The following is a 21,061-nucleotide window of genomic DNA, read 5'->3' as shown; positions in this document are numbered from 1 at the left end:
AGACAGCTGCGACCGGGCAAAATAAAGCACCGAAATGCGCCCGCCGCGCGAAAACTGTGACCGGCGCAACATTGCTCTACTGCAGCCTAGGAGCCTGTCGGACTTGACACTGTTCTACTGCGGAAAAGCCGGACTCGGCCATTTTTGCTGCTCTTTCTCGTTAAATAGCTCGCTATTCGCCTCGAAAGACCAACAAAACTGACTCGATCCGGACTTTCCCTCGCTACGAACGGTCAAGCCCGACAGGCTCCTAGCTGGGGCCACCGACAAAGCGACGCGGCGAATTTGTCGGCCAGCCTGTTATTATCGGCACACTTTTCCGTCTTGCCGGCCGCCCCAGTGCGGCCAGCCCGTTTTAGCGCACCAGCCGAGCGAAGCCCATGAGCACTGAAAAAACCAACCAATCCTGGGGCGGCCGCTTCAGCGAGCCAGTCGATGCCTTTGTTGCCCGCTTTACCGCCTCCGTCGAATTCGACAAGCGCCTGTATCGCCACGACATCATGGGCTCCATCGCCCACGCCACCATGCTGGCCAAGGTCGGTGTGCTGACTGATGCCGAGCGCGACAGCATCATCGACGGCCTGCAGACCATCCAGGGCGAGATCGAAGCCGGCCAGTTCGACTGGCGCGTCGACCTGGAAGACGTGCACATGAACATCGAAGCGCGCCTGACTGACCGCATCGGCGTCACCGGCAAAAAGCTGCACACCGGCCGTAGCCGTAACGACCAGGTGGCTACCGATATCCGCCTGTGGCTGCGCGACGAGATCGACCTGATCCTCGCCGAAATCACCCGCCTGCAGCAGGGCCTGCTGGAGCAGGCCGAGCGTGAAGCCGAAACCATCATGCCCGGCTTTACCCACTTGCAAACCGCACAGCCAGTGACCTTCGGCCACCACCTGCTGGCCTGGTTCGAAATGCTTAGCCGCGACTACGAACGCCTGATCGATTGCCGCAAGCGCACCAACCGTATGCCACTCGGCAGCGCAGCGCTGGCCGGCACCACTTACCCGATTCAACGCGAAGTCACCGCGCAGCTGCTGGGTTTCGACTCCGTGGGCGGTAACTCGCTGGACGGCGTGTCGGATCGCGACTTCGCCATCGAATTCTGCGCCGCCGCCTCCATCGCCATGATGCACCTGTCGCGCTTCTCCGAAGAGCTGGTGTTGTGGACGTCTGCGCAGTTCCAGTTTATCGACCTGCCAGATCGCTTCTGCACAGGTAGCTCGATCATGCCGCAGAAGAAAAACCCCGACGTACCCGAGCTGGTGCGTGGCAAGACTGGCCGCGTATTCGGCGCACTGATGGGCCTGCTGACCCTGATGAAAGGCCAGCCACTGGCCTACAACAAGGACAACCAGGAAGACAAAGAACCGCTGTTCGACGCCGCCGACACCCTGCGCGACTCGCTGCGCGCCTTTGCCGACATGATCCCGGCGATCAAGCCCAAGCACGCCATCATGCGTGAAGCGGCCCTGCGCGGCTTCTCCACCGCTACCGATCTGGCCGACTACCTGGTGCGCAAGGGCCTGCCGTTTCGCGATTGCCATGAGATCGTCGGCCATGCGGTGAAGTACGGGGTGGACAGCGGCAAAGATCTGGCCGAGATGAGCCTGGACGAGCTGCGCCAGTTCAGCGAGCAGATCGAGCAGAACGTATTTGCCGTGCTGACCCTGGAAGGCTCGGTGAATGCCCGTGACCATATCGGCGGTACCGCACCGAATCAGGTGCGTGCAGCTGTCGTGCGCGGCCGCGAGCTGCTCGCCGGCCGCTGACTGCTGCTGTTCGGTGACGAGGCGCTAGCCCCGTCCCGCTTCCTGCCGGAGGTGCGCAATGCACCCGCGCAAACCGCGCCTTCCTTTCGCCAACGCCTGGTTTTTTCCCGCAGCCGCGCTCTATGCGGCGCTGCTGCTGCCCTGGTCGGTGTTGAGCATGCTCGGCCTGGTCCCCGTGCTGCCCGGGCTGGCCGCCCCTGCCGGACATGCCCATGAAATGCTCTTCGGTTTCGCCCTGGCGGTAATTGCCGGCTACCTGCTCGGCCCGCAGCCATTGCGCCTGACCCTCGCCCTGCTCGGCTGCTGGCTGCTGGCGCGCCTCGGCTTTCTGCTCTGGCCGGGATCCTGGCTGACACTGCTGAGCGCCGCGCTGTTCGGCGCCGGGCTGGCCTGGAAGGTCGTGCCGCGCTTTCTCGGCGCCGCGAAGAAATGGCGCAACCAGATCGTCGCCCCGGTCGTCGCCGGCCTGAGTCTGCTCAGCGCCGTCGCCAGCAGCGGCTTCAGCCAGCTCCTCGCCCTGCCCCTGCTGAGTGAAGCCCTGCTGCTGATCACCGTGCTGCTGTTCTTCATGGGGGGGAGGATCATCGCTCCGGCGCTTGCCGGGCATGCGCAGAGCGAGGGACGTCAGCTGGCGGCACGCGTACAACCGCAGCTCGAAGGCGCCGGGTTGATCCTGCTGTTGCTCGCTCTGCTGTTCAATCTGCTGCCCTGGCCACTGCTCGAACCTCTGGTTGGCGGACTGCTGGTCGCCGCCAGCATACTCGCGGCGATCCGCCTGCTGCGCTGGCAACCCTGGCATTGCGACAAACGTGCGGACCTGCTGGTGCTGCTGCTCGGCTACGCCTGGCTCGCCATCGGTCTGCTGCTGTTCGGGCTGAGCAGGCTGCTGCCAGCGCTGCCGGTGACGACAACGCTGCACGCCCTAAGCATCGGCGCGCTGGGCAGCCTGACCTTTGGGGTAATGGCGCGCACACGGCTGATCTATCGCTTCCGCGATGCCAATGCCAGGCGCTGGATCCATCCGCTGGTCCTGCTGCTCAGCCTGGCCGCACTGGCCCGGGTGCTGCCGCCACTGCTGGGCCTGGAGCAGCAGGGCTGGTTGCTGTTCGCCGCGACTTGCTGGGCGCTGGCCTATCTGGCACTCGCAGTTTTGCTCTGGCAGAGCCGCGATGCCCACCCCGCCAGCCCGCGCAGCAGCTTGGCGGATCGCTGAGGCAACGCGGCTTGCGCTGAAACAGCAACACCCCCCAGCCAGCACGGACTCAGAAGGTGCGAGTGGCGGCTTGCGCCAATTGCTGCAGGTAGCCGAGGTCGCATAGTTCCCAGGCACGCTGACGTCCCCGTACCAGGCCACGCTGCTGCCATTCGGAGAACAACCGGCTCAACGACTCCGCGCGTATGCCCAGGTGGGCGGCCAATTGGCGCTGGCTGATAGGCAAGCCGATGGCATCGCCCTGATGTTCCTGCAGCCTCAACAGGTAGGCTGCCAGCCGCTGCGAGGCGGAGCTGGTGGTCAGCCAGTCGACCTCGTTGACGTGGCGGTAGAGGCGCTGGCTGAAACTTTCCAGCAGGCGCAGGGCCAGCGGCGGATGCTGCTCGCAGGCGCCGCGCAAGGCGGTACGGCTGAGGAGCTGAACCAGGGTGCTGGTTTGTGCCCTGGCGTTCATCGGATAGCGGCCGTGGGCCATGAACATCGCCGCATCGCCGACCAGTTGGCCGCTGCCGAACAGATGGAAGACTCGCTCCTCGCCATCGGCGGTGTACCTGAACATCTCGATGCAGCCCTGCTGCACCAGCAGGAAGTGCTCGGCCCTTTCGCCTTCGTGGAACAGGAGTTCGCCGGCCGCTGCCTCTTTCCTACCGCGTGGGCTGAGCAGCGGTACCAAGAGCTCTTCGGGCAAATCGGCAAATAGCACATGGGCGCGCAACATTTGCACAGCATTGAGCCGATTTGCCGGTGACTTGATATTTGTCATGTGCGAATCCCGTGACGGCTGCGACTATTTGCGAATGAAGATAAGTCTAGTTCGTATTACTATAAATTGCATTCAGCGCCTGGCCCTGGTGGTCATAGGGCTGATGCTCGCCTCCCTCAGCCTGCACGGCAGCGCCGCGCAGCAGCGCGAAACATTGGTGCGCCTGGCCGGCCCCGCCGCAGTGGTGAGCTTCCCCTTGCTGCACATGATCGACAGCGGTGCGCTGGGCGAATATGCCGAGCGCGTCGAGTTCCGTCTCTGGCAGAACCCGGACCAGTTGCGCGTGCTGCTGGCAAACGAGGAGATCGATTTCACTGCGGCGCCGAGCAACCTGCCGGCGCTGCTGGCCAATCGCGGCCAGCCGGTGCGCCTGCTGAGCATCTCGGTGTGGGGCATTCTCTGGCTGGTCAGCCGCGATCCGCAGGTCAAAGGCTTCGCCGATCTGGCCGGCAAGGAACTGCTGCTGCCCTATCAGCGCGACTTGCCGGCGCTGCTGGTCAACGAACTACTGCGTGCTCATGGCCTGCAGGCCGGTCGTGACCTGCGCCTGCGCCATGTGCGCGACAGCCAGGATGCCCAGGCGCTGCTGCTGGCCGGGCAGGTCGACCACGTGCTGTTGGTCGAGCCGGCGGTGTCGCTGCTGCTGTGGCGTAACCAGCAACAGGGCGGTGCGCCCTTGTACCGCGCGCAGAGCCTGGAGGCGGCCTGGAGGCAGGCGTTTGCTGGGCAGCCGGAACTGCCCCAGGCGGGCCTGATGGCCAGCGCCAGCGCCGCGCGCAAGCACGAGCTAAGCCATGCAGTTGAGCGCGCCTACGCCCATTCGGCACGCTGGTGCGCAGCCGACCCGCGAGCCTGTGCCGAACTGGTGCACCGGCATCTGCCGCACCTGCCGGTAGCGGCCATCGACGCCTCGATCCGCTCCACTCGCCTGGAGAGCCGCCCTGCCCATGAAGTGCGGGCGCAGCTCGAAGCTCTCTATCGCTTGCTCGCTGAGCATAACCCGCAGGCCATCGGCGGCCGCCTGCCCGACGCGCAGTTCTACGGCCCATGAACCTGCGGATACAAGGCCCCACCTCGCGCTGCTGGGCGGCGCTCGGCGTGTTGCTGTTGCTGCTCGCCTGGCAGATCGCCGCACAACGCCTCGGTTCGCTGCTGATGGCCACGCCCTGGCAGACCCTGCAGGCGCTGGTGCAACTGCTTGGCAACGAGGAGTTTCACCAGCATGGGCTGGTCACTCTGGGCCGCATCGGTCTGGGCGTCGGCCTGGGCTGCGCGTTAGGTTTCTGCCTCGGCGTGCTGGCCGGTTTGGATGCGCGCTTGCGCGGCCTGCTGGAACCCTTGCGCTGGCTGCTAATGGCGATCCCTCCGGTGGTGGTGGTGGTGCTGGCCATGCTCTGGTTCGGCCTGGGTTCGGCGATGGTGGTGTTCATCACGGTGCTGATGCTGGCGCCGGGGATGTACGTGAATACGGTCAAGGGCATGTTGCTGGTGGATCGTGGTTTGATCGAGATGGCCCATGTCTATCGCCTCGGTCCCTGGCAGCGGCTGCGCCATCTGTATGTACCGGCGCTGGCAGCGCCCCTTACCGCAGCCCTGTTGATCGCCGCCTGCGGCGGGGTGCGCCTGGTGGTGATGGCCGAGGTGCTGGGCGCCGACAGCGGTGCCGGCTTCGCCCTGGCCAACGCCCGCAGCACCTTCGACAGCGCCGGGCTGTACGCCTGGACCCTGCTGCTGCTGCTGCTGGTGGCCGGGCTGGAGTTCAGCCTGCTGCAGCCCTTGCAGCGTTACCTGAGCCGCTGGCAGGTGGCGGCCCATGCTTGATTATCGCGACGTCCATCTGCAGCTCGGCGGTCGGCCGGTGCTGGACGGTTTCGACCTGCGCCTGGACGCCGGCGAGCGGGTCGGCATTCTCGGCCCCAGCGGCTCCGGCAAGAGCAGCCTGTTGAAGCTGATCGCCGGGCTGCTGTCGGCACAGGGCGGGCAGTGCCACAGCGACTTCCGCCATGCGGTGCTGGTGTTCCAGGAGCCGCGCCTGCTGCCTTGGTGCCGGGTCGGCGAGAACCTGGAGATCCCGTTGCGGGCGATCGGTCATGGTGCCGCGCCGGCGCGCCGGCTGGCCCTCGACTGGCTGCAGCGGGTCGGCCTGGGGCAGTACGCTCAGGCTTGGCCAGGGCAGCTGTCGGGCGGTATGGCGCAGCGCGTGGCGCTGGCCCGGGCCTTTGCCGTGCAGCCGGATTTGCTGCTGCTCGATGAGCCGTTCAGCGCCCTCGACCCGGCGCTGCGCGGCAGCCTGGCGCGATTGTGCCGCGAAGGCTTGGAACACACCGGTGCGGCGCTGCTGTGCGTCAGCCATCACCCCCACGAATTGACCGAATTGGTGGATCGCTGCGTGCTGCTCGACAGCGGCCGGGGGCGCTGCTTCGGCATCGCCGCACCGGTCGATGCCGAGGCGCGCCGCGCTACCGCCAACAACCTGCAAACCGCCCTGATGAACCTGGAGTCGAGCCCGTCGTGAGTTATCCGATCCTGCACACCCTGCACCTGTTTGCCGCGCTGATCTTCATCGGCACGGTGTTCTTCGAGGTACTGATCCTGGAAAGCGTGCGCAAGCACGTGCCGGCCGAGGTGATGCGGCTGGTCGAGCAGGGCATCGGTCGACGTGCCCGGCGGCTGATGCCCTGGGTCTTGCTGGTGCTATTCGCCGCCGGTCTGGGCATGGCCTGGTTGCGCTACTGGCCGGCCTTGAGCGCGCCCCTGGCGTCCTCCTTCGCCACCCTATTGACCTTGAAGATCATCATCGCCGGCAGCGTACTGGGGCACTTCTTCACCGCCATGTTCCTGTTGCGGCGCGGGCGCATGAACTCGCGTTATTTCCGTCGCATTCACCTCAGCGTGTTCAGTCATATGGTCGGCATCGTTCTGCTGGCCAAGGGTATGTTCTACCTGAGTTGGTGATTCCTCCTTCTATCTACTTCTGGAGTCCTCCATGTCCCATTCTTTCTTGCCCAGAACCGCGCTCAGTCTGGCCGTGTCCGCGCTGTTGCCATGCACGACGCTGGCCGCCGATGTCACGGTACTGGACAGCGTGACCGTCAGTGGTCAGCGGCTGGCACCGCTCGGCGCCTCGCTTGAGCAGCAGCGTCAACGTTTGGCGCGGGTACCGGGCGGCACCAACCTGGTCGAGCCGCAGCGGGAAACCCGTCTGGCTACCCTACGCGATGCCCTGGATTACCAGCCGGGCATTATCATCCAAGACTTCTTCGGCGCCACCGACCAGCCGCGCCTGAATATCCGCGGCTCGGGCATCCAGAGCAATCCGGTCAACCGTGGCGTGCTGTTGCTACAGGACGGCCTGCCGCTCAACGAGGCCGATGGCTCTTTCGTCATCGGTCTGCTGGAGCCGCGCAACAGCGCCCTGATCAGCGTTCGTCGCGGCGCCAATGCGACCAGTCCCGGCGCCACCACCCTGGGCGGCGAGCTGGACCTGCAGTCGCTGACCGGTGCCGACGAAAGCGCCCGGTTGCGCCTGGACGCCGGCAGCTTCGGTCGTTATGGCCTGCAGGTCGCAGCCGGTGTGCAGCAGGGCGACCTGGATGGGCGGGTCAGTGTCAGCCAGGATCAATACGAGGGTTACCGTCACCACTCCGCCTCGCATCGCACAAGCGTGCAGAGCAACTTCGGCCTGCGCCTTGCCGATGGCGTCGAGAACCGCAGCTACCTATCCTGGAGCGATCTGACCTTCGAGATTCCCAACGTCCTCCCCAAGGCACGTATGGAGGACGATCCGCGCAGCGTCCTGGGCGACGGCAAAACGCCGCAAGACCGACTGCTCAACATCTATAGGCGCGATCCGCACCGCGACACCCAGCAACTGCGCATCGCCAACCGCACTCAATGGGGTGACGAGCAGCTACGCCAGGGCTTTGGCGTCTATGCCCAGCACACCGACGACGACTTCACCAATCCGCTCAGCCATACCCTGACCGCCAGCGATACCCTGGGGGCGCAATGGCAGCTCAACGGCAGCTGGCAGGCGCTGGACTACCGCTTGGGCCTCGCCTGGTCGCACAGCGACATGGGCCGCGAGCTGTACGCCAACAGCCCGCAAGACGGTCGACGCCTGCAGCGTTACGGCGATTTCGATCTGAATGCGGAGAACCGCGACCTGCTCGCCGGGCTGGACTGGCACCTGGCACCTGACTGGACCCTGGTCGCCGAGGGCAAATGGAGCGACGTGCGCCGCGACGCACGTTCGCGTCAAGGCGGCGCGCGCCTGGATCAGGACTGGAACTACTTCACTCCCAAGCTTGGAGTGAACTGGACGCCGAGCCCGGACCAGCGCTGGTACGTCAACATCAGCCGCAGCCACGAGGCCCCGACCTTCTGGGAAATCGTCAGCGGTACTGTGTCACCGGTCAATCCGGCCATGGCCCGCGCCGAACTGGTGACGCTCGATGTGCAGCGTGCCACCACCGTCGAGGTCGGCGGCCAGGGCCGTATCGGCGACAGCGCCTGGAGCCTGGCGCTGTACCGCAGCGAGGTCGACGATGAGTTGATTTCCACCAGCGACAGCCTGGGCGTCAAGGTGGGCACCTACAACTACGCCAGCCGCACCCGCCACCAGGGCATCGAATTCGGCCTGAGCGGTGCATTGCCGGGCCTGAGTCTGCCGGCGCTGGGCGGCGAGTTCGCCTATCGCCTGGCCTGGACCCTGAGCGACTTCCGCTTCCGTGGCGGCGAGTTCGCCGGCAACCGCATCGCCGGCGTGCCGCTTCAGGTGCTCGGTGGTGAACTGCTCTACCGCAGCGGTGCCTGGAGCGCCGGACCGAACCTTCGCTGGATTCCCCGGGACACGCCGACCGACCATAGCAATACGGCCGACAACTATCAGGACGCCTACGCACTGTGGGGCTTCAAGGTCGATTACCGGGTCGATGAACAGCTGAGTCTCTATCTGCAGGGGGAGAACCTCAGCGACGAGGTCTATGCCAGCAGTTTCGTGATTCGCAATCGCGCCAACGCCAGCCAGCCGACCTTCCTCGCCGGCAATGGGCGCAGCCTCGGCGTGGGCCTCAATTACAGCTTCTGAGCCGGCACCAGGGCCTGCTCGCACGGCAGGCCCTTTTCCAACAGCGCCCCGGAGCATGGCACACTGGTCGCCTGTTTACCTTTCTCAGCGGACCGCCCATGAGCAAACACGACGACAGCGAAGAAGACTTTGCCGAACAGACCCTGATCCAGGCCATCGAGAACCAGCTGGAAGCCGGCGAGCCGGCCTTCGTACAGGCGGTGCTGAACAAGCTCAGCCTGGTCGGCTACGAACGCGAAGAGATCATCGAGCTGATGGCCCTGGTGCTGGCCGATGAAATCGACGTCATGCTGCGCGACGACCGCCCCTTCGATCTCGCCCGCTACGAGCAGGGCCTGCGCGCCTTGCCCGAGCTGCCCGAACAGGCGCCATAAATCGCGCGGAAAAATTTACCCCACAACACGCCAACTTCTGGCAGCATCAGGTCACAGCAGACTGCCTGGGGCTTCACTACACTGCCTTCGCAGACTGCCGCCGATTTACCGCAGCGGGTGCTGCTGCCGCCGGCCGCAGCTCACTAAAACGAGAAGCTGGAGTACTTATGGCCTTTACCCCTGAATTGATTGCCGAACTGGAAATCCTCGCGCTGTTCAACCTGGGCACCACCCAGGAAGGAATCAAGGTTCACCACACTGCTACACCCTCGGCGATTGCCGCAGCTCAACGCCTGCACGACAAAGGCCTGATCAATCAACCCGACGGCGGCTACCTGACCAGCTTGGGCCTCGACGCCGCCGAACACGCGCAAGTTCTGCTGACCATCCTCAATGTGACCGAAGCGGCCTAAAGAAGCGGTCTTAAAGAAGCGCCCGCAAATCTCGCCAACTAAAGCGCGATCGAAACCGCTCCCAAGCCACCCCAGCCTGCGTTGCAGCGACTTGTTCAAGCTGCCCGCGACGCAGGCGATAACCCTGTATCCGCAGCCGTCCGCCAGCTACATGGCAAGGCATGATCACGCACCGCCCTGCAGAGCCTGAGCATGAGTCGTACCGAAGAAATTCGCCCAGACATCGACGACGGTATCGACCGCAAGGTACTGACGCAGCTGCGTGCGCGCTTTCTCAAACTCAACCAGAGCCGCCTGCAACGCGCCATGCAGGCGCTGTCGACGCGCCAGCAACTGGTGCTCAAGCTGTTACCGCTGCTGTTCCACGTCAACCACCCGTTGCTGCCAGGCTATGTTTCCGGGCTGACGCCAGCAGGCCTTAGCGGCTTCGCGCCGGATGACGAACTGCTGTCCGAAGTGCAGCGCCTGACCCGCTCATTCGCCTACAAGCCCTATCGCGGCAACCAGGCGCTGCCGATCCACGGCCTGTTTCTGATGGGCAGCCTGGGCACTGTGGCCCAGGCCGAGCAGAGCGATATGGACCTATGGGTGTGCCACGCCAGCGATCTGAGCCCGCAGCAGCTGCATGAGCTGAAAAAAAAGTGCGCGATGCTGGAAAGCTGGGCGGCCACCTTCGGCGCCGAAGCGCATTTCTTTCTGATCGACCCGGCCCGCTTCACCCAGGGCGAACGCGAGGCGCAACTGACCTCGGATGACTGCGGCACCACCCAGCATTACCTGCTGCTCGACGAGTTCTACCGCACCGCCATCTGGCTCGGCGGACGTACGCCGCTATGGTGGCTGGTGCCGGTGTATGAAGAGCAGCGCTATCAGCATTACACCAGCACCTTGCTGGCCAAACGCTTTATCCGCGCCGAGGACGTGCTCGACCTCGGTCACCTGGCGCGTATTCCACCGGAGGAGTTTATCGGCGCCGGCATGTGGCAGCTGTTCAAGGGTATCGAGTCACCGTACAAGTCGGTGCTCAAACTGCTGCTGACCGAGGTCTACGCCAGCGAGCATCCCAAGGTCGAATGCCTGTCGCTGCGCTTCAAGCAGGCGGTGTTCGCCAATCGCCTGGACGTCGATGAGCTCGACCCCTATATCGTGGTCTACCGGCGCCTGGAGGAATACCTCAAGGCCCGTGGCGAGCATGAGCGCCTAGAGCTGATCCGCCGCTGCCTGTACCTCAAGGTCGACAAGAAGCTCAGCCGCCCGCCGGGCAACCACCGCAAAAGCTGGCAGCGCCTGCTGCTGGAACGCCTGACCCGCGACTGGAACTGGGACAGCCGCCAACTGGCGATACTCGACAGCCGCAGCCAGTGGAAAGTGCGTCAGGTCAGCGCCGAGCGGCGTATGCTGGTCAACGAGCTGACCTACAGCTATCGCTTTCTTTCGGAATTTGCCCGCAGCGAACATGCCGGCAGCTCGCTCAACAGCCGCGATCTGGGCATCCTCGGCCGCCGCCTGTACGCTGCCTTCGAACGCAAAGCCGGGAAGATCGAATTTATCAACCCGGGCATCGCCCCAGACCTTGCCGAAGACACCCTGACCCTGGCGCAGAGTCCCAGCCCGGACGAACCCAATGAAACCCTGTGGGCGCTCTACAGCGGCAGCGTCAACGCTCAAGATCTAGAGGACTTCTCACCGCTCAAGCGCTCGCGCGAGCTGATCGAGCTGCTCGCCTGGTGCCAGCGTAACGGGGTGATCGATAACAGCACGCGGCTGTCGCTGCACCCAGGTGCCAGCGACCTGACCGAGTACGAGCTGTCCAACCTGCTCAGCAGCCTGCAGCAGGTGGTGCCGCTACCTTTGCCGGCGGTCGATGAAGCCGCCCTGCTCAGCGCCAGCGTGCCCAGCGAGGTACTGCTGCTGGTCAACGTCGGCATCGACCCGCTCAAACAGTTCAGCCAGATGAACATGCACATGACCACCGAGCGCACCGATGCGCTGGGCTATTCCGGGGTGCGCGAGAACCTGATTCTGACCATCGACCAGGTCACCCTGAACAGCTGGAACGAGCTACTGGTCAGCCGCTATGACGGCCCGCATGCGCTGCTCGACTGCCTGCGCGACTTCCTCAATGCCCTGCCCGCGAGCGGCCGCAAGCCCAACCTGCGCGTGCGCTGCTTCTGCCGTAATCGCGCCACAGCCATTGCCGAGCGGGTTGAAGAGCTATTCTGCGAAACCCTCGGCAGTTTCAGCAGCGAACAGGCCAACCGCTATCTGCTACAGATCAAACAGCAGTATCACCTGCTCGAACTGAAGCCCGGTCACGTCAGCCATACCAGCCTGAAAGACCTGCCCATGCTGATCGAACACCTGGGCGAGGAGCTGCCCGGCTACAGCGAGCTGCATGTGGATCGTAGCGCCCTGGAAGGTGAAGACCTGGCGTTGATACTGCCGCTGGGCCGACCGCAGTGCATTCAGGTGTTCTACCGCCTAAGCGAAACCGACGCAACGGCGGAGCTGAGTGTGCTCGACGAGCACAACGCGTTGTGGCGCCAGCAGATGCTGTTCCGTGATGAACAGAGCCTGCTGACGCCGCTGCAACGTTTTTTGCAGTCGGTGCTGTACCGGCGCAACGCCCTGCTGCCGCTGGATAATCTGCCGGCGCATCAGCCGCTGGAAATTCTCTATTACCAAGTGCTGCCGGATGCACCGCTACGCGCCCAGCGCCTGGAACGCCGGCCGCCGCCGCTGTCACCGATCAGCCACCCGTTCTATGACGTACAGGCCATCGTCGAGCCGGCCGATGGTAAGCGCTCGCACGTCACCCTGTACTGTAATCACCGCGAATTCTCCGAGCTGGAATACGCCGGCGATCTGTTCGCCGCCGTCGCCCAGCACATCCTCGCGCAACGCCGCGATGGCGCGCGCTACCCCTGCTATATCACCGATCTGGACTTGTCAGCGGTACTCGGTGACGGACATATGCAGAGCGTGCACTACCTGCGCTACAAGAGCCGCCTGGAAGCGGCGCTTAATCAGGCGCTGCAGAAAGCCTGAGCGGGGAACTCAGGCACGGCTGTATTCGCCCGCCGCTTCCGGCTGATACTCCACCGCCAGCAGGGTCAGTTTGAGCACCTTGCCGCCGGGCGCAGCCCAGTCGATATGCTGACCTACGGACAGGCCCAGCAGCGCCGTGCCGACCGGCGCCAGCACCGACACACAACCTTCGCCGCCGGCATCCTGTGGGTAGACCAGGGTCAGGTGGTAATCCTTGCCGCTGCTGTCTTCACGGCAATGCACCCGCGAATTCATGGTCACTACTCCGGCCGGCACCTCGTCGTGACCGACGACGTCGGCACGATCCAGTTCGGCCTGCAACGCGATGGCACTGGGACCGAAGTCATCCAGGCTGTCGAGCAGATGCTCCAGGCGCTGCAGGTCAAGACGGGTGATGGTGAGCGAAGGTGCGCTGGTCATGGTGCGGGTATATCCCCTTTACGGATCGTGAAAAAAGCAAAACCCCATCACGAAGACGGGGTTTTGCAGGCTTAGGCCGACCGTATCACAGCCACTTAAATAAACAAGACCGCCCGGTCAAGGTATCCGATGACGCTGCTGCAAGCGTGCATCGGCAGCCGCGCAAATGGTGCGCTTGCCAGGCATGTCGGCTTTGCCCCAATCGAGAATTTCCTGCAGCGTGCGACCGCAGCCCAGGCAGATGTCCTGATTATCCAGACAGCACTGGCGGCGACAGGGCGAGGCGACCTCTTGGCCCGCGCCTTCAGAGTTCTTCGAACTCAAGGTCGGCACCGGACTGTTCCAGGGTGATACGCACCAGCATCTCGCCCAGCTGCTCGTCGCTGCTGTCGCAAATCCAACGCTCGCTGGCTTGGTCGTAATCGAAATGGAAACCGCCGGAGCGCGCCGCCAGCCACAGTTGGCGCAGTGGCTCCTGACGACTGAAAATCAGCTGGGTGCCGTTTTCAAAGCGCACTGTCAGCACGCCGGCGGAGTTTTCCAGGTCAACATCCAGGTCGCTGTCATCGAAAATATCTTCCACCGCCTGCTGGGTGGCATCGACCAGATCGTGAAAGCGGGCTTCGGTCAAACTCATTACGACTTACCTCAAAAAATTCAGCGACTGCAAAAGTCTTGGACTGCAGTGATTAATGCTTTTTCAAACCACGGTGATTTCCGCCAGCGCCAGGTCGCGCAACACCAACTGCTGGCGCCTTTCCTCCACCAACGGCTAAAGGATAACCCGGCTTCGCGCAAACGCCGCTGCAGGGTACGCGGACTGAGCGTCAAACGCGCGGCGATTTGCTGCAGCTCAGCGCTGTCGACACCCTGGCGCGCCAGGTAGTCGAGCAAACCTTGCAGGTAGGCAACAGAAACCGAGCTGCTCACGGGTACGAGGCTGTCCATCCAGTCTCCTGAACGCTGACGATGGGCGTAAAGATTGCCGCAAAGATACAGGCAAAGCCCCGCCCGACGGGAATCTCGGCGCATAGGCAAGGCGTCAGGGGGTCGGTATACTCCGGCGCAATCATGCTTTATTACAAGGATTCCACCATGAAGCGGTTGTTCACTGCCCTTATCGCGATGCTTGCCGTCAGCGCCCTGCTCGCTGGCTGTGGCCAGAAAGGCCCGCTGTTCCTCCCGGAAGAAAGCAAGCCCGCGCCTGCACAAACCGAATAAGGACAGCTTATGAACGCCTTCAACTACCGTGACGGTGCGCTGTTCGCGGAAGGCGTGGCGTTGTCCGCCATCGCCCAACGCTTTGGTACGCCGACCTACGTCTACTCGCGTGCACACATCGAGGCGCAGTATCGCGCCTATGCCGATGCCCTGCAGGGTATGCCGCACCTGGTGTGTTTTGCGGTGAAAGCCAACTCCAACCTCGGCGTGCTGAATGTGCTGGCGCGCCTCGGCGCCGGCTTCGACATCGTCTCGCGCGGCGAACTGGAGCGTGTGCTGGCCGCTGGCGGCAGCGCTGACAAAGTGGTCTTCTCCGGCGTCGGCAAGAGCCGCGAAGACATGCGCCGCGCCCTGGAAGCGGGTGTGCATTGCTTTAACGTCGAGTCCACCGACGAGCTGGAGCGCCTGCAAGTGGTCGCCGCCGAACTGGGCAAAACGGCGGCGATCTCGCTGCGGGTCAACCCGGACGTCGACGCCGGCACCCATCCGTATATCTCCACGGGTCTTAAAGAAAACAAGTTCGGCATCGCCATTGCTGATGCGCCGGCCGTGTACGCCCGCGCCGCTGCATTGCCGAACCTGCAGATCGTCGGGGTCGATTGCCATATCGGCTCGCAGCTGACCACCTTGCCGCCGTTCCTCGACGCCCTCGACCGCCTGCTGGCGCTGATCGACCAGCTCGCCGCTGCCGGCATTCGCATCAAACACCTGGACCTGGGTGGCGGCCTTGGCGTGCAGTACCGCGACGAGCAGCCACCCTTGGCCGGCGACTACATCAAGGCCGTGCGTGAGCGCATTGCCGGCCGCGACCTGGCCCTGATGTTCGAACCGGGCCGGTTTATCGTTGCCAACGCGGGCGTACTGCTGACCCAGGTCGAGTACCTCAAGCACACCGAACACAAAGACTTCGCCATCGTCGATGCGGCGATGAACGACCTGATCCGTCCGGCTCTGTACCAAGCCTGGATGGAAGTAGTGCCGGTGCAGCCGCGTGACAGCGCACCGCGCCAGTACGACATCGTCGGGCCGATCTGCGAAACCGGCGACTTCCTCGCCAAAGATCGTCAGCTGGCCTTGGCTGAAGGCGATCTGCTGGCCGTGCGCTCGGCCGGTGCCTACGGTTTCGTTATGAGTTCCAACTACAACACCCGCGGCCGCGCCGCCGAGGTGATGGTGGATGGCGATCAGGCCTTCGAAGTGCGGCGCCGTGAGACGCTCAGCGAACTCTTTGCGGGCGAAAGCTGCCTGCCGCCCGCGAGTTAAAAGGACAAGGCGATGTTATTGCGCTTTACCAAGATGCACGGCCTCGGCAACGACTTTATGGTCCTCGACCTGGTCAGCCAGCACGCGCACATCCAGCCGAAGAACGCCAAGGCCTGGGGCGATCGCCACACTGGCGTGGGTTTCGATCAGCTGCTGCTGGTCGAGCCGCCGAGCAACCCGGACGTGGATTTCCGCTACCGCATCTTCAATGCCGACGGTTCGGAAGTGGAGCAGTGCGGCAACGGCGCGCGCTGCTTCGCCCGCTTCGTGCTAGACAAGCGTCTGACGGTAAAGCGGCAGATGCGCGTGGAAACCAAGGGCGGCATCATCGAGCTGGACGTGCGCAACGACGGGCAGATCAGCGTCAACATGGGCGCGCCGCGTCTGGTGCCGGCGGACATCCCGTTCCAGGCCGAACAGCAGGCGCTGAGCTACAGCGTGGCCGTCGACGGTCAGAGCGTTGAGCTGGCCGCTGTGTCCATGGGCAACCCGCATGCCGTGCTGCGCGTCGACAGCGTCGATAACGCGCCGGTGCACAGCCTGGGGCCGAAGCTTGAGCACCATTCGCGCTTTACGCAGCGGGTCAATGTTGGTTTTCTGCAAGTGGTCGACCGCAAGCAGGCCAAGCTGCGCGTCTGGGAACGCGGCGCAGGGGAAACCCAGGCCTGCGGCACTGGTGCCTGCGCAGCAGCGGTAGCGGCGATCAGCCAGGGCTGGATGGATTCACCGCTGCAGATCGAGCTACCGGGCGGCAAACTGAGCATCGAGTGGGCAGGCCCCGGTCAGCCCGTTATGATGACCGGCCCCGCTGTACGGGTGTACGAAGGACAGGTTCGTTTATGACCGACAAGCAGGATTCACCCAAGCCATTGGATTCAGAAACGGTTGCCGCTTATCTGCGTCTGCATCCGGAATTCTTTATCGACCACGACGAGCTGATCCCCGAGCTGCGCATTCCGCACCAGCGCGGCGATACCGTGTCGCTGGTCGAGCGTCAGGTGAAACTGCTGCGCGAGCGCAATATCGAGATGCGTCACCGCCTCTCACAACTGATGGACGTGGCCCGCGACAACGACCGCCTGTTCGACAAGACCCGCCGCCTGGTGCTCGACCTGCTCGATGCCAGCAGCCTGGAAGAAGTGGTCAGCTGCGTCGAAGACAGCCTGCGCCGCGAGTTTCAGGTGCCCTTCGTCAGCCTGATTCTGTTCAGCGAAGCACCGCTGCCGGTCGGCCGCTCGGTCAGTAGCGCCGAAGCGCATCAAACCATCGGCGGCCTGCTGGCCGGCGGCAAAACCATCTGCGGCGTACTGCGTGAGCATGAGCTGAACTTCCTGTTCGGCGCAGAAGGTTCCCAGGTCGGCTCGGCGGCGGTAGTCAGCATCAGCCACCAGGGCCTGCATGGCGTGCTGGCGATTGGCAGCGCTGACCCGCAGCATTACAAAAGCTCGCTGGGCACGCTATTCCTCGGTTATATCGCCGAAGTGCTGGCGCGCGTTGTACCCGGCTTTGCCACACCACTGCGCTCGGTACGCTAACAGGCGCTACAAGCCTGTAGCACGCGCAGGATGGGTTAACGACGCAGAGCATGGATTCCAGGCATCAGGCGATATTAGCGCGGCGCGTAACCCATCAGACGACCTATTGAGCAATGATGGGTATCGCTTCGCTCAACCCATCCTCCGCAGGGAGCTTCCATGCAAGATCTTCTGGACGCCTACCTCGAACACCTGCGCAGCGAGCGCCAGCTTTCCTCCCATACCCTAATCGGCTACCGCCACGACCTGAGTACGCTGTTGGTGTTCTGTACCCAGGAGCAGATCGACAGCTGGGCCGCGCTCGACCCCGCGCGCCTGCGCCGTATGATCGGCCGCCTGAATATGCAGGGCCAGTCCAGCCGCAGCTTGGCACGCCTGCTCTCCGCTACCCGAGGCCTATACCGTTACCTTATCCGCGAAGGCCACTGCCAGAGCGATCCAGCCAGCGGCCTGATGCCGCCCAAGGGCGAGCGTCGCCTACCGAAGACCCTGGACGCCGACCGCACCGCGCAGCTGCTCGACGGCGCGCTGGAAGATGACTTTATCGCCCGCCGCGACCAAGCCATGCTGGAGTTGTTCTATTCATCAGGCTTGCGCCTGTCGGAGTTGGTGGGCCTTAACCTGGATGGCCTTGATCTGCCCGCCGGGCTGGTACGTGTGATCGGCAAAGGCAACAAGACCCGCGAACTGCCGCTTGGGCGCATGGCACGCGAGGCCATGCAGCAATGGCTGCCACTGCGCGCGCTGGCTAACCCGGCTGACGGCGCGGTGTTTATCAGCCAGCAAGGTCGGCGTATCGGCCCACGCGCGGTGCAGTTGCGGGTACGTCAGGCCGGCGTGCGTGAGCTGGGCCAGCACCTGCATCCGCATATGCTGCGCCATAGCTTCGCTAGCCATATGCTCGAATCGTCCCAGGACCTGCGCGCGGTGCAGGAGCTGCTCGGCCACGCCGACATCGCCACCACCCAGGTCTACACCCACTTAGACTTCCAGCACCTGGCCACGGTCTATGACCAGGCGCACCCTAGGGCCAAGCGCAAAGGCAGTACAGAATGAGTATTCAGCTGATCACTTTCGACCTCGACGACACCCTGTGGGATGTCACTCCGGTGATGCAAGACGCCGAGGCGGCGCTGCGCAACTGGCTGGCTATGCATGCGCCGCGCCTCGGTGCGGTGCCGGTGGAGCATCTGTGGTCGATCCGCGCCACCTTGTTGCAGGCAGAGCCGATGCTCAAGCATCGCCTGAGCGAGTTGCGCCGGCGCATTCTTTTCCACGCGCTGGAAGACGCCGGTTACCCGCACAGCGATGCGCGGGCGCTGGCCGAAGCCGGCTTTCAGGTATTTCTTGCCGCGCGCCATCAGGTCGAGCTGTTTGCCGAGGTGCATCCAACGCTGGAAGCCTTGGCCAACCGCTTCCAGCTCGGGGTGATCACCAACGGCAATGCCGACGTGCGCCGCCTGGGCCTGGCCGACTACTTTCAGTTCGCCCTGTGCGCCGAGGAATTGGGCGTCGGTAAACCCGACCCTAAACCGTTTACCGAAGCGCTGAAGCTTGCGGGAATTGCGGCCGAGCACGCCGTGCATATCGGCGACCACCCCAGCGACGACATTGCCGGGGCGCAGGCCGCCGGCCTACGCGCCATCTGGTTCAACCCCCAAGGCAAAGCCTGGGAGGCCGACAACACCCCGGACGGGCAGATCCGCAGCCTGGCCGAGCTGCCCGCGCTGCTGCATAGCTGGCACTGATCGCCCTGATCGCCCGCCACGCTCTGCAACTCCACGCCATGCGCGGGTGACGCTCTTCAACGCTGAGCTCGGTATAAGACACAGGGGCAGCACCGTACCGGCTAACAAGCCTGATGCCTCTGGCGCTTTACCTAAACTCGGCCCGCAACTCCCGCTGCCCGGCCCGGGGAGCAATGTGCAGACGATAGGTCGCGTCATCCGTCGGCGGGTTGTACCAGCGCGCCTCGTAGCGGTTGCCGCCAAGCCAGCGCACGGCCAAGTCGAACCCCTGATCGTCTTCCAAGCGACCGGCGCGGCTGAAGGGCTGCCAGACACCCTGCTGGAAAATTTCTACCCGCAACAGCGGCTGATCGAAGGCCATGGCGGCCGGCGCCTGATCTTGCCACCGCAGGCGCCAATAAGGTTCCTCCCCGTCGGTGATCAGTTCAGGCAGCTGCAGCAATTGACGCGACTGGGCCTGGGGTTGCTCCGGTGGCCAGAACTGGCCCAATTGCAGGTCGAAATCCCGGCGGTGCGGTAGGTCGGCAAAGCTGCCACGGGCCAGCATCTCACCCAGCAGCCGAGCGCTGTGGGCCGCCAGAAAGGGCGCAGTCTGCGGGCCATAGAGGGTATGGCCGCCTTCGTAGAACTGCAGCGCGTATTCACTCGGCGTGGTGACGTAGCCGCTGTAGCCATTGGCCACGCTGCTGACCACTAGCGGCCCAACGGGACGACCAGCGCGCTGCAGGCTCTGGCGCAACTGCGCCTCGATCAGCTGACCGCTCATCACTGTCACCTCGAACGGCAGCATGACCCAATAGCTGTTGTCGATCTGCAGGGTCTGGATCAGCAGGCGATGGGGAAACTCTTCCGGCGGCAGAATCAGCGGCTGCAACCAACGCGTACCGAGCCAGTGCTTGGCACCCTGGCAATCGTCGGCGAACCAGGTTTTCGGCTGCCCAGGACGAATAAACGGCAGCCGCCAGATCAGTGGCGACAAATGCTCACTGGCCCCCGCCGCCAGCGCGGCACCCACCGCCGGCTGACACAATGTGATGCTGCCAATACGCGGCTGTTGCAGCACGTCCACTTCGCGCAGGGCGCTGTGCAGTTGCACCTGATCATGCAGCTGGCCGTCCAACTCGCGGAACAAGGCAAAGGCCTGCTCGCCGATGTTACTGCCTACCCGGCGCGCCTCGGCATAGCCGAGTTGGCCGGGTTTCTCGTTAGGCGCCACATCGCCATGGCTGGCCTCGAAGGCGCCGTGAATCGGTTTCTCCGCCAGCCCGTATTGCTGTTGCACACGCCAGGCCAACTCATTGGCGATATAAGCCCAAACATCGGCGTGGTAGAAACCGCTGTCCGAACCGATACCGGTGCCGTGGATGGAGAAACTGGAGAAGGCCCCACGCGGCCGGTACTGGCCGTCGGCATCCTGTAGGTCGATACGCACCATTGTCAGGGTCGGGTTGATCGCCTGGAATACCCGCTCTGGACGGGCGTCCTTGTTGGTGATCTCGGGGTTATTCAGGTAGGCAAGCAGCGAGCGGTTGCGCGTTTGCCCCCAAATGTCCGTCTGCCCCACCGCCAGTTTGGCCGGCCGCAGCTGGCCACGAGCCTGCACAATCGCGCCTTCGACACGCTGTGCCAGGAAGTTGAACCAGCGCTGATCGAAGCCTGCGGCATTACTGGCGTGCTTATTGTAAAAGTCGCTGCCGAAGTACTGCCCTGGCGCAGCGTGGGTGTGATTAGCGGTGATCACCAGGTTCTGCGGGGCAATCTCCGTGACTGCCGCCAGCCGCTGGCTGAGGGCCGCATGCAAAATTGCCGAACCGGCCAGCAGGTCGGTCTGTACCAGCACCAGCGGCTCACCCCCCTTGGGCCGCAGGTAGAACACCCGCGCCTTGAGCCGCGTGCGAAAGCCATCGCCATACATAGCCCAGGTGGAAAACCCGGCCTTGGGAAGGCCCGGCGGCGGGCTAATATCCACTTCCACCGCCGCGCCCAGCAGGGCTGCAGTTTGCTCTGCGACCGGCTGCGGCGCAGCTTGGGCAAACTCATAGTGCTGGCTGATTGGCTGACAAGCCGTCAGCAACAGGCCCAATAGGCCAGCGAGGACGAAACGCATCGAGCACACTCCAGGCTCTTGGGAAGCGTCACCCTAGCGCAAACCTGGTACGTCGGTACAAGGTGAATACGGCCAGATTAGCGGCAAAAATG

At 63.9% G+C, this 21,061-nt stretch carries 21 protein-coding genes and 1 pseudogene; 16 read left to right on the top strand and 6 right to left on the bottom strand.

Annotated elements, in window-relative coordinates; translation table 11 throughout:
- The first annotated feature begins 380 nt into the window (after positions 1–380).
- Positions 381–1,775, top strand: coding sequence for an argininosuccinate lyase (gene argH / locus AC0T4W_RS22960; RefSeq protein ID WP_476323216.1), 1,395 nt, complete (start codon positions 381–383; stop codon positions 1,773–1,775).
- A 58-nt stretch (positions 1,776–1,833) separates the two neighbouring features.
- The gene (locus AC0T4W_RS22955; protein ID WP_476323214.1) at positions 1,834–2,988 is read left to right on the top strand and encodes an NnrS family protein; all 1,155 of its coding nucleotides are present in this window, start codon (positions 1,834–1,836) and stop codon (positions 2,986–2,988) included.
- Between the two features lie 49 nt (positions 2,989–3,037).
- Here AC0T4W_RS22955 and AC0T4W_RS22950 read toward each other — a convergent pair whose 3' ends face one another.
- A complete protein-coding gene (locus AC0T4W_RS22950; protein WP_476323211.1) occupies positions 3,038–3,751 on the bottom strand; it encodes a Crp/Fnr family transcriptional regulator in 714 nt (237 codons plus the stop codon).
- Between the two features lie 103 nt (positions 3,752–3,854).
- Between AC0T4W_RS22950 and AC0T4W_RS22945 the strand changes: the two genes are divergently transcribed.
- The 8 genes from AC0T4W_RS22945 to AC0T4W_RS22910 all read left to right on the top strand — a co-directional run bounded on the left by AC0T4W_RS22945 (position 3,855) and on the right by AC0T4W_RS22910 (position 12,675).
- Positions 3,855–4,802, top strand: a complete 948-nt coding sequence (locus AC0T4W_RS22945; RefSeq protein ID WP_476323208.1) for an ABC transporter substrate-binding protein — start codon at positions 3,855–3,857, stop codon at positions 4,800–4,802.
- Positions 4,799–5,572 (top strand): ABC transporter permease, encoded by a 774-nt coding sequence (locus AC0T4W_RS22940; RefSeq protein ID WP_476323205.1) that lies wholly within the window; start codon positions 4,799–4,801, stop codon positions 5,570–5,572. Before AC0T4W_RS22945 ends, AC0T4W_RS22940 begins: the two co-directional genes overlap by 4 nt.
- Entirely contained in the window at positions 5,565–6,266 is a 702-nt protein-coding gene (locus AC0T4W_RS22935) for an ABC transporter ATP-binding protein (protein ID WP_476323202.1), read from the top strand. Before AC0T4W_RS22940 ends, AC0T4W_RS22935 begins: the two co-directional genes overlap by 8 nt.
- Positions 6,263–6,706: a CopD family copper resistance protein gene (locus AC0T4W_RS22930; RefSeq protein WP_476323200.1), complete on the top strand. Its 444-nt coding sequence runs from the start codon at positions 6,263–6,265 to the stop codon at positions 6,704–6,706. The genes AC0T4W_RS22935 and AC0T4W_RS22930 overlap by 4 nt, the downstream gene beginning before the upstream one ends.
- 31 nt (positions 6,707–6,737) lie before the next feature.
- On the top strand, positions 6,738–8,840 hold the full coding sequence (locus AC0T4W_RS22925; protein ID WP_476323197.1) for a TonB-dependent receptor family protein: 2,103 nt from the start codon (positions 6,738–6,740) through the stop codon (positions 8,838–8,840).
- Between the two features lie 98 nt (positions 8,841–8,938).
- A complete protein-coding gene (locus tag AC0T4W_RS22920; RefSeq protein WP_476323194.1) occupies positions 8,939–9,214 on the top strand; it encodes a hypothetical protein in 276 nt (91 codons plus the stop codon).
- Between the two features lie 167 nt (positions 9,215–9,381).
- Positions 9,382–9,627, top strand: a complete 246-nt coding sequence (locus AC0T4W_RS22915; protein ID WP_090254617.1) for a TIGR02647 family protein — start codon at positions 9,382–9,384, stop codon at positions 9,625–9,627.
- A 192-nt stretch (positions 9,628–9,819) separates the two neighbouring features.
- Positions 9,820–12,675 (top strand): class I adenylate cyclase, encoded by a 2,856-nt coding sequence (locus tag AC0T4W_RS22910; RefSeq protein WP_476323191.1) that lies wholly within the window; start codon positions 9,820–9,822, stop codon positions 12,673–12,675.
- 9 nt (positions 12,676–12,684) lie between these two features.
- On the opposite strand, the gene rnk is transcribed toward AC0T4W_RS22910, so the two are convergent.
- The 4 genes and pseudogenes from rnk to AC0T4W_RS22890 form a co-directional block, all read right to left on the bottom strand.
- Positions 12,685–13,095 carry a nucleoside diphosphate kinase regulator gene (gene rnk / locus AC0T4W_RS22905; RefSeq protein ID WP_476323188.1) on the bottom strand — a complete coding sequence of 137 codons (411 nt, stop codon included), beginning with the start codon at positions 13,093–13,095 and terminating at the stop codon, positions 12,685–12,687.
- A 117-nt stretch (positions 13,096–13,212) separates the two neighbouring features.
- Positions 13,213–13,419, bottom strand: coding sequence for a DUF1289 domain-containing protein (locus tag AC0T4W_RS22900; protein ID WP_476323186.1), 207 nt, complete (start codon positions 13,417–13,419; stop codon positions 13,213–13,215).
- On the bottom strand, positions 13,400–13,732 hold the full coding sequence (gene cyaY / locus AC0T4W_RS22895) for an iron donor protein CyaY (RefSeq protein ID WP_476323183.1): 333 nt from the start codon (positions 13,730–13,732) through the stop codon (positions 13,400–13,402). Before cyaY ends, AC0T4W_RS22900 begins: the two co-directional genes overlap by 20 nt.
- A gap of 75 nt (positions 13,733–13,807) precedes the next feature.
- A pseudogene (locus AC0T4W_RS22890) lies at positions 13,808–13,977 on the bottom strand (helix-turn-helix transcriptional regulator); the annotation flags it as partial.
- A gap of 213 nt (positions 13,978–14,190) precedes the next feature.
- On the opposite strand from AC0T4W_RS22890, the gene lptM reads away from it, so the two are divergent.
- The 6 genes from lptM (at position 14,191) to AC0T4W_RS22860 (ending at position 18,862) form a co-directional block, all read left to right on the top strand.
- A complete protein-coding gene (lptM, locus tag AC0T4W_RS22885) occupies positions 14,191–14,316 on the top strand; it encodes an LPS translocon maturation chaperone LptM (RefSeq protein WP_476323180.1) in 126 nt (41 codons plus the stop codon).
- 9 nt (positions 14,317–14,325) lie between these two features.
- Positions 14,326–15,579: a diaminopimelate decarboxylase gene (gene lysA / locus AC0T4W_RS22880; RefSeq protein WP_476323177.1), complete on the top strand. Its 1,254-nt coding sequence runs from the start codon at positions 14,326–14,328 to the stop codon at positions 15,577–15,579.
- Positions 15,580–15,591: 12 nt separating this feature from the next.
- Positions 15,592–16,422: a diaminopimelate epimerase gene (gene dapF / locus AC0T4W_RS22875; protein ID WP_476323174.1), complete on the top strand. Its 831-nt coding sequence runs from the start codon at positions 15,592–15,594 to the stop codon at positions 16,420–16,422.
- Positions 16,419–17,114, top strand: a complete 696-nt coding sequence (locus AC0T4W_RS22870; RefSeq protein ID WP_476323171.1) for a DUF484 family protein — start codon at positions 16,419–16,421, stop codon at positions 17,112–17,114. The genes dapF and AC0T4W_RS22870 overlap by 4 nt, the downstream gene beginning before the upstream one ends.
- A gap of 159 nt (positions 17,115–17,273) precedes the next feature.
- A complete protein-coding gene (gene xerC, locus AC0T4W_RS22865; protein WP_476323168.1) occupies positions 17,274–18,170 on the top strand; it encodes a tyrosine recombinase XerC in 897 nt (298 codons plus the stop codon).
- Positions 18,167–18,862, top strand: a complete 696-nt coding sequence (locus tag AC0T4W_RS22860; protein WP_476323165.1) for an HAD family hydrolase — start codon at positions 18,167–18,169, stop codon at positions 18,860–18,862. The genes xerC and AC0T4W_RS22860 overlap by 4 nt, the downstream gene beginning before the upstream one ends.
- 127 nt (positions 18,863–18,989) lie before the next feature.
- On the opposite strand, the gene AC0T4W_RS22855 is transcribed toward AC0T4W_RS22860, so the two are convergent.
- Positions 18,990–20,969 (bottom strand): neutral/alkaline non-lysosomal ceramidase N-terminal domain-containing protein, encoded by a 1,980-nt coding sequence (locus AC0T4W_RS22855; RefSeq protein ID WP_476323162.1) that lies wholly within the window; start codon positions 20,967–20,969, stop codon positions 18,990–18,992.
- Positions 20,970–21,061 lie beyond the last annotated feature (92 nt).

This window comes from Pseudomonas sp. C7.1 (genome assembly GCF_056312395.1).
This window is presented reverse-complemented; position numbering and strand designations above follow the sequence as displayed.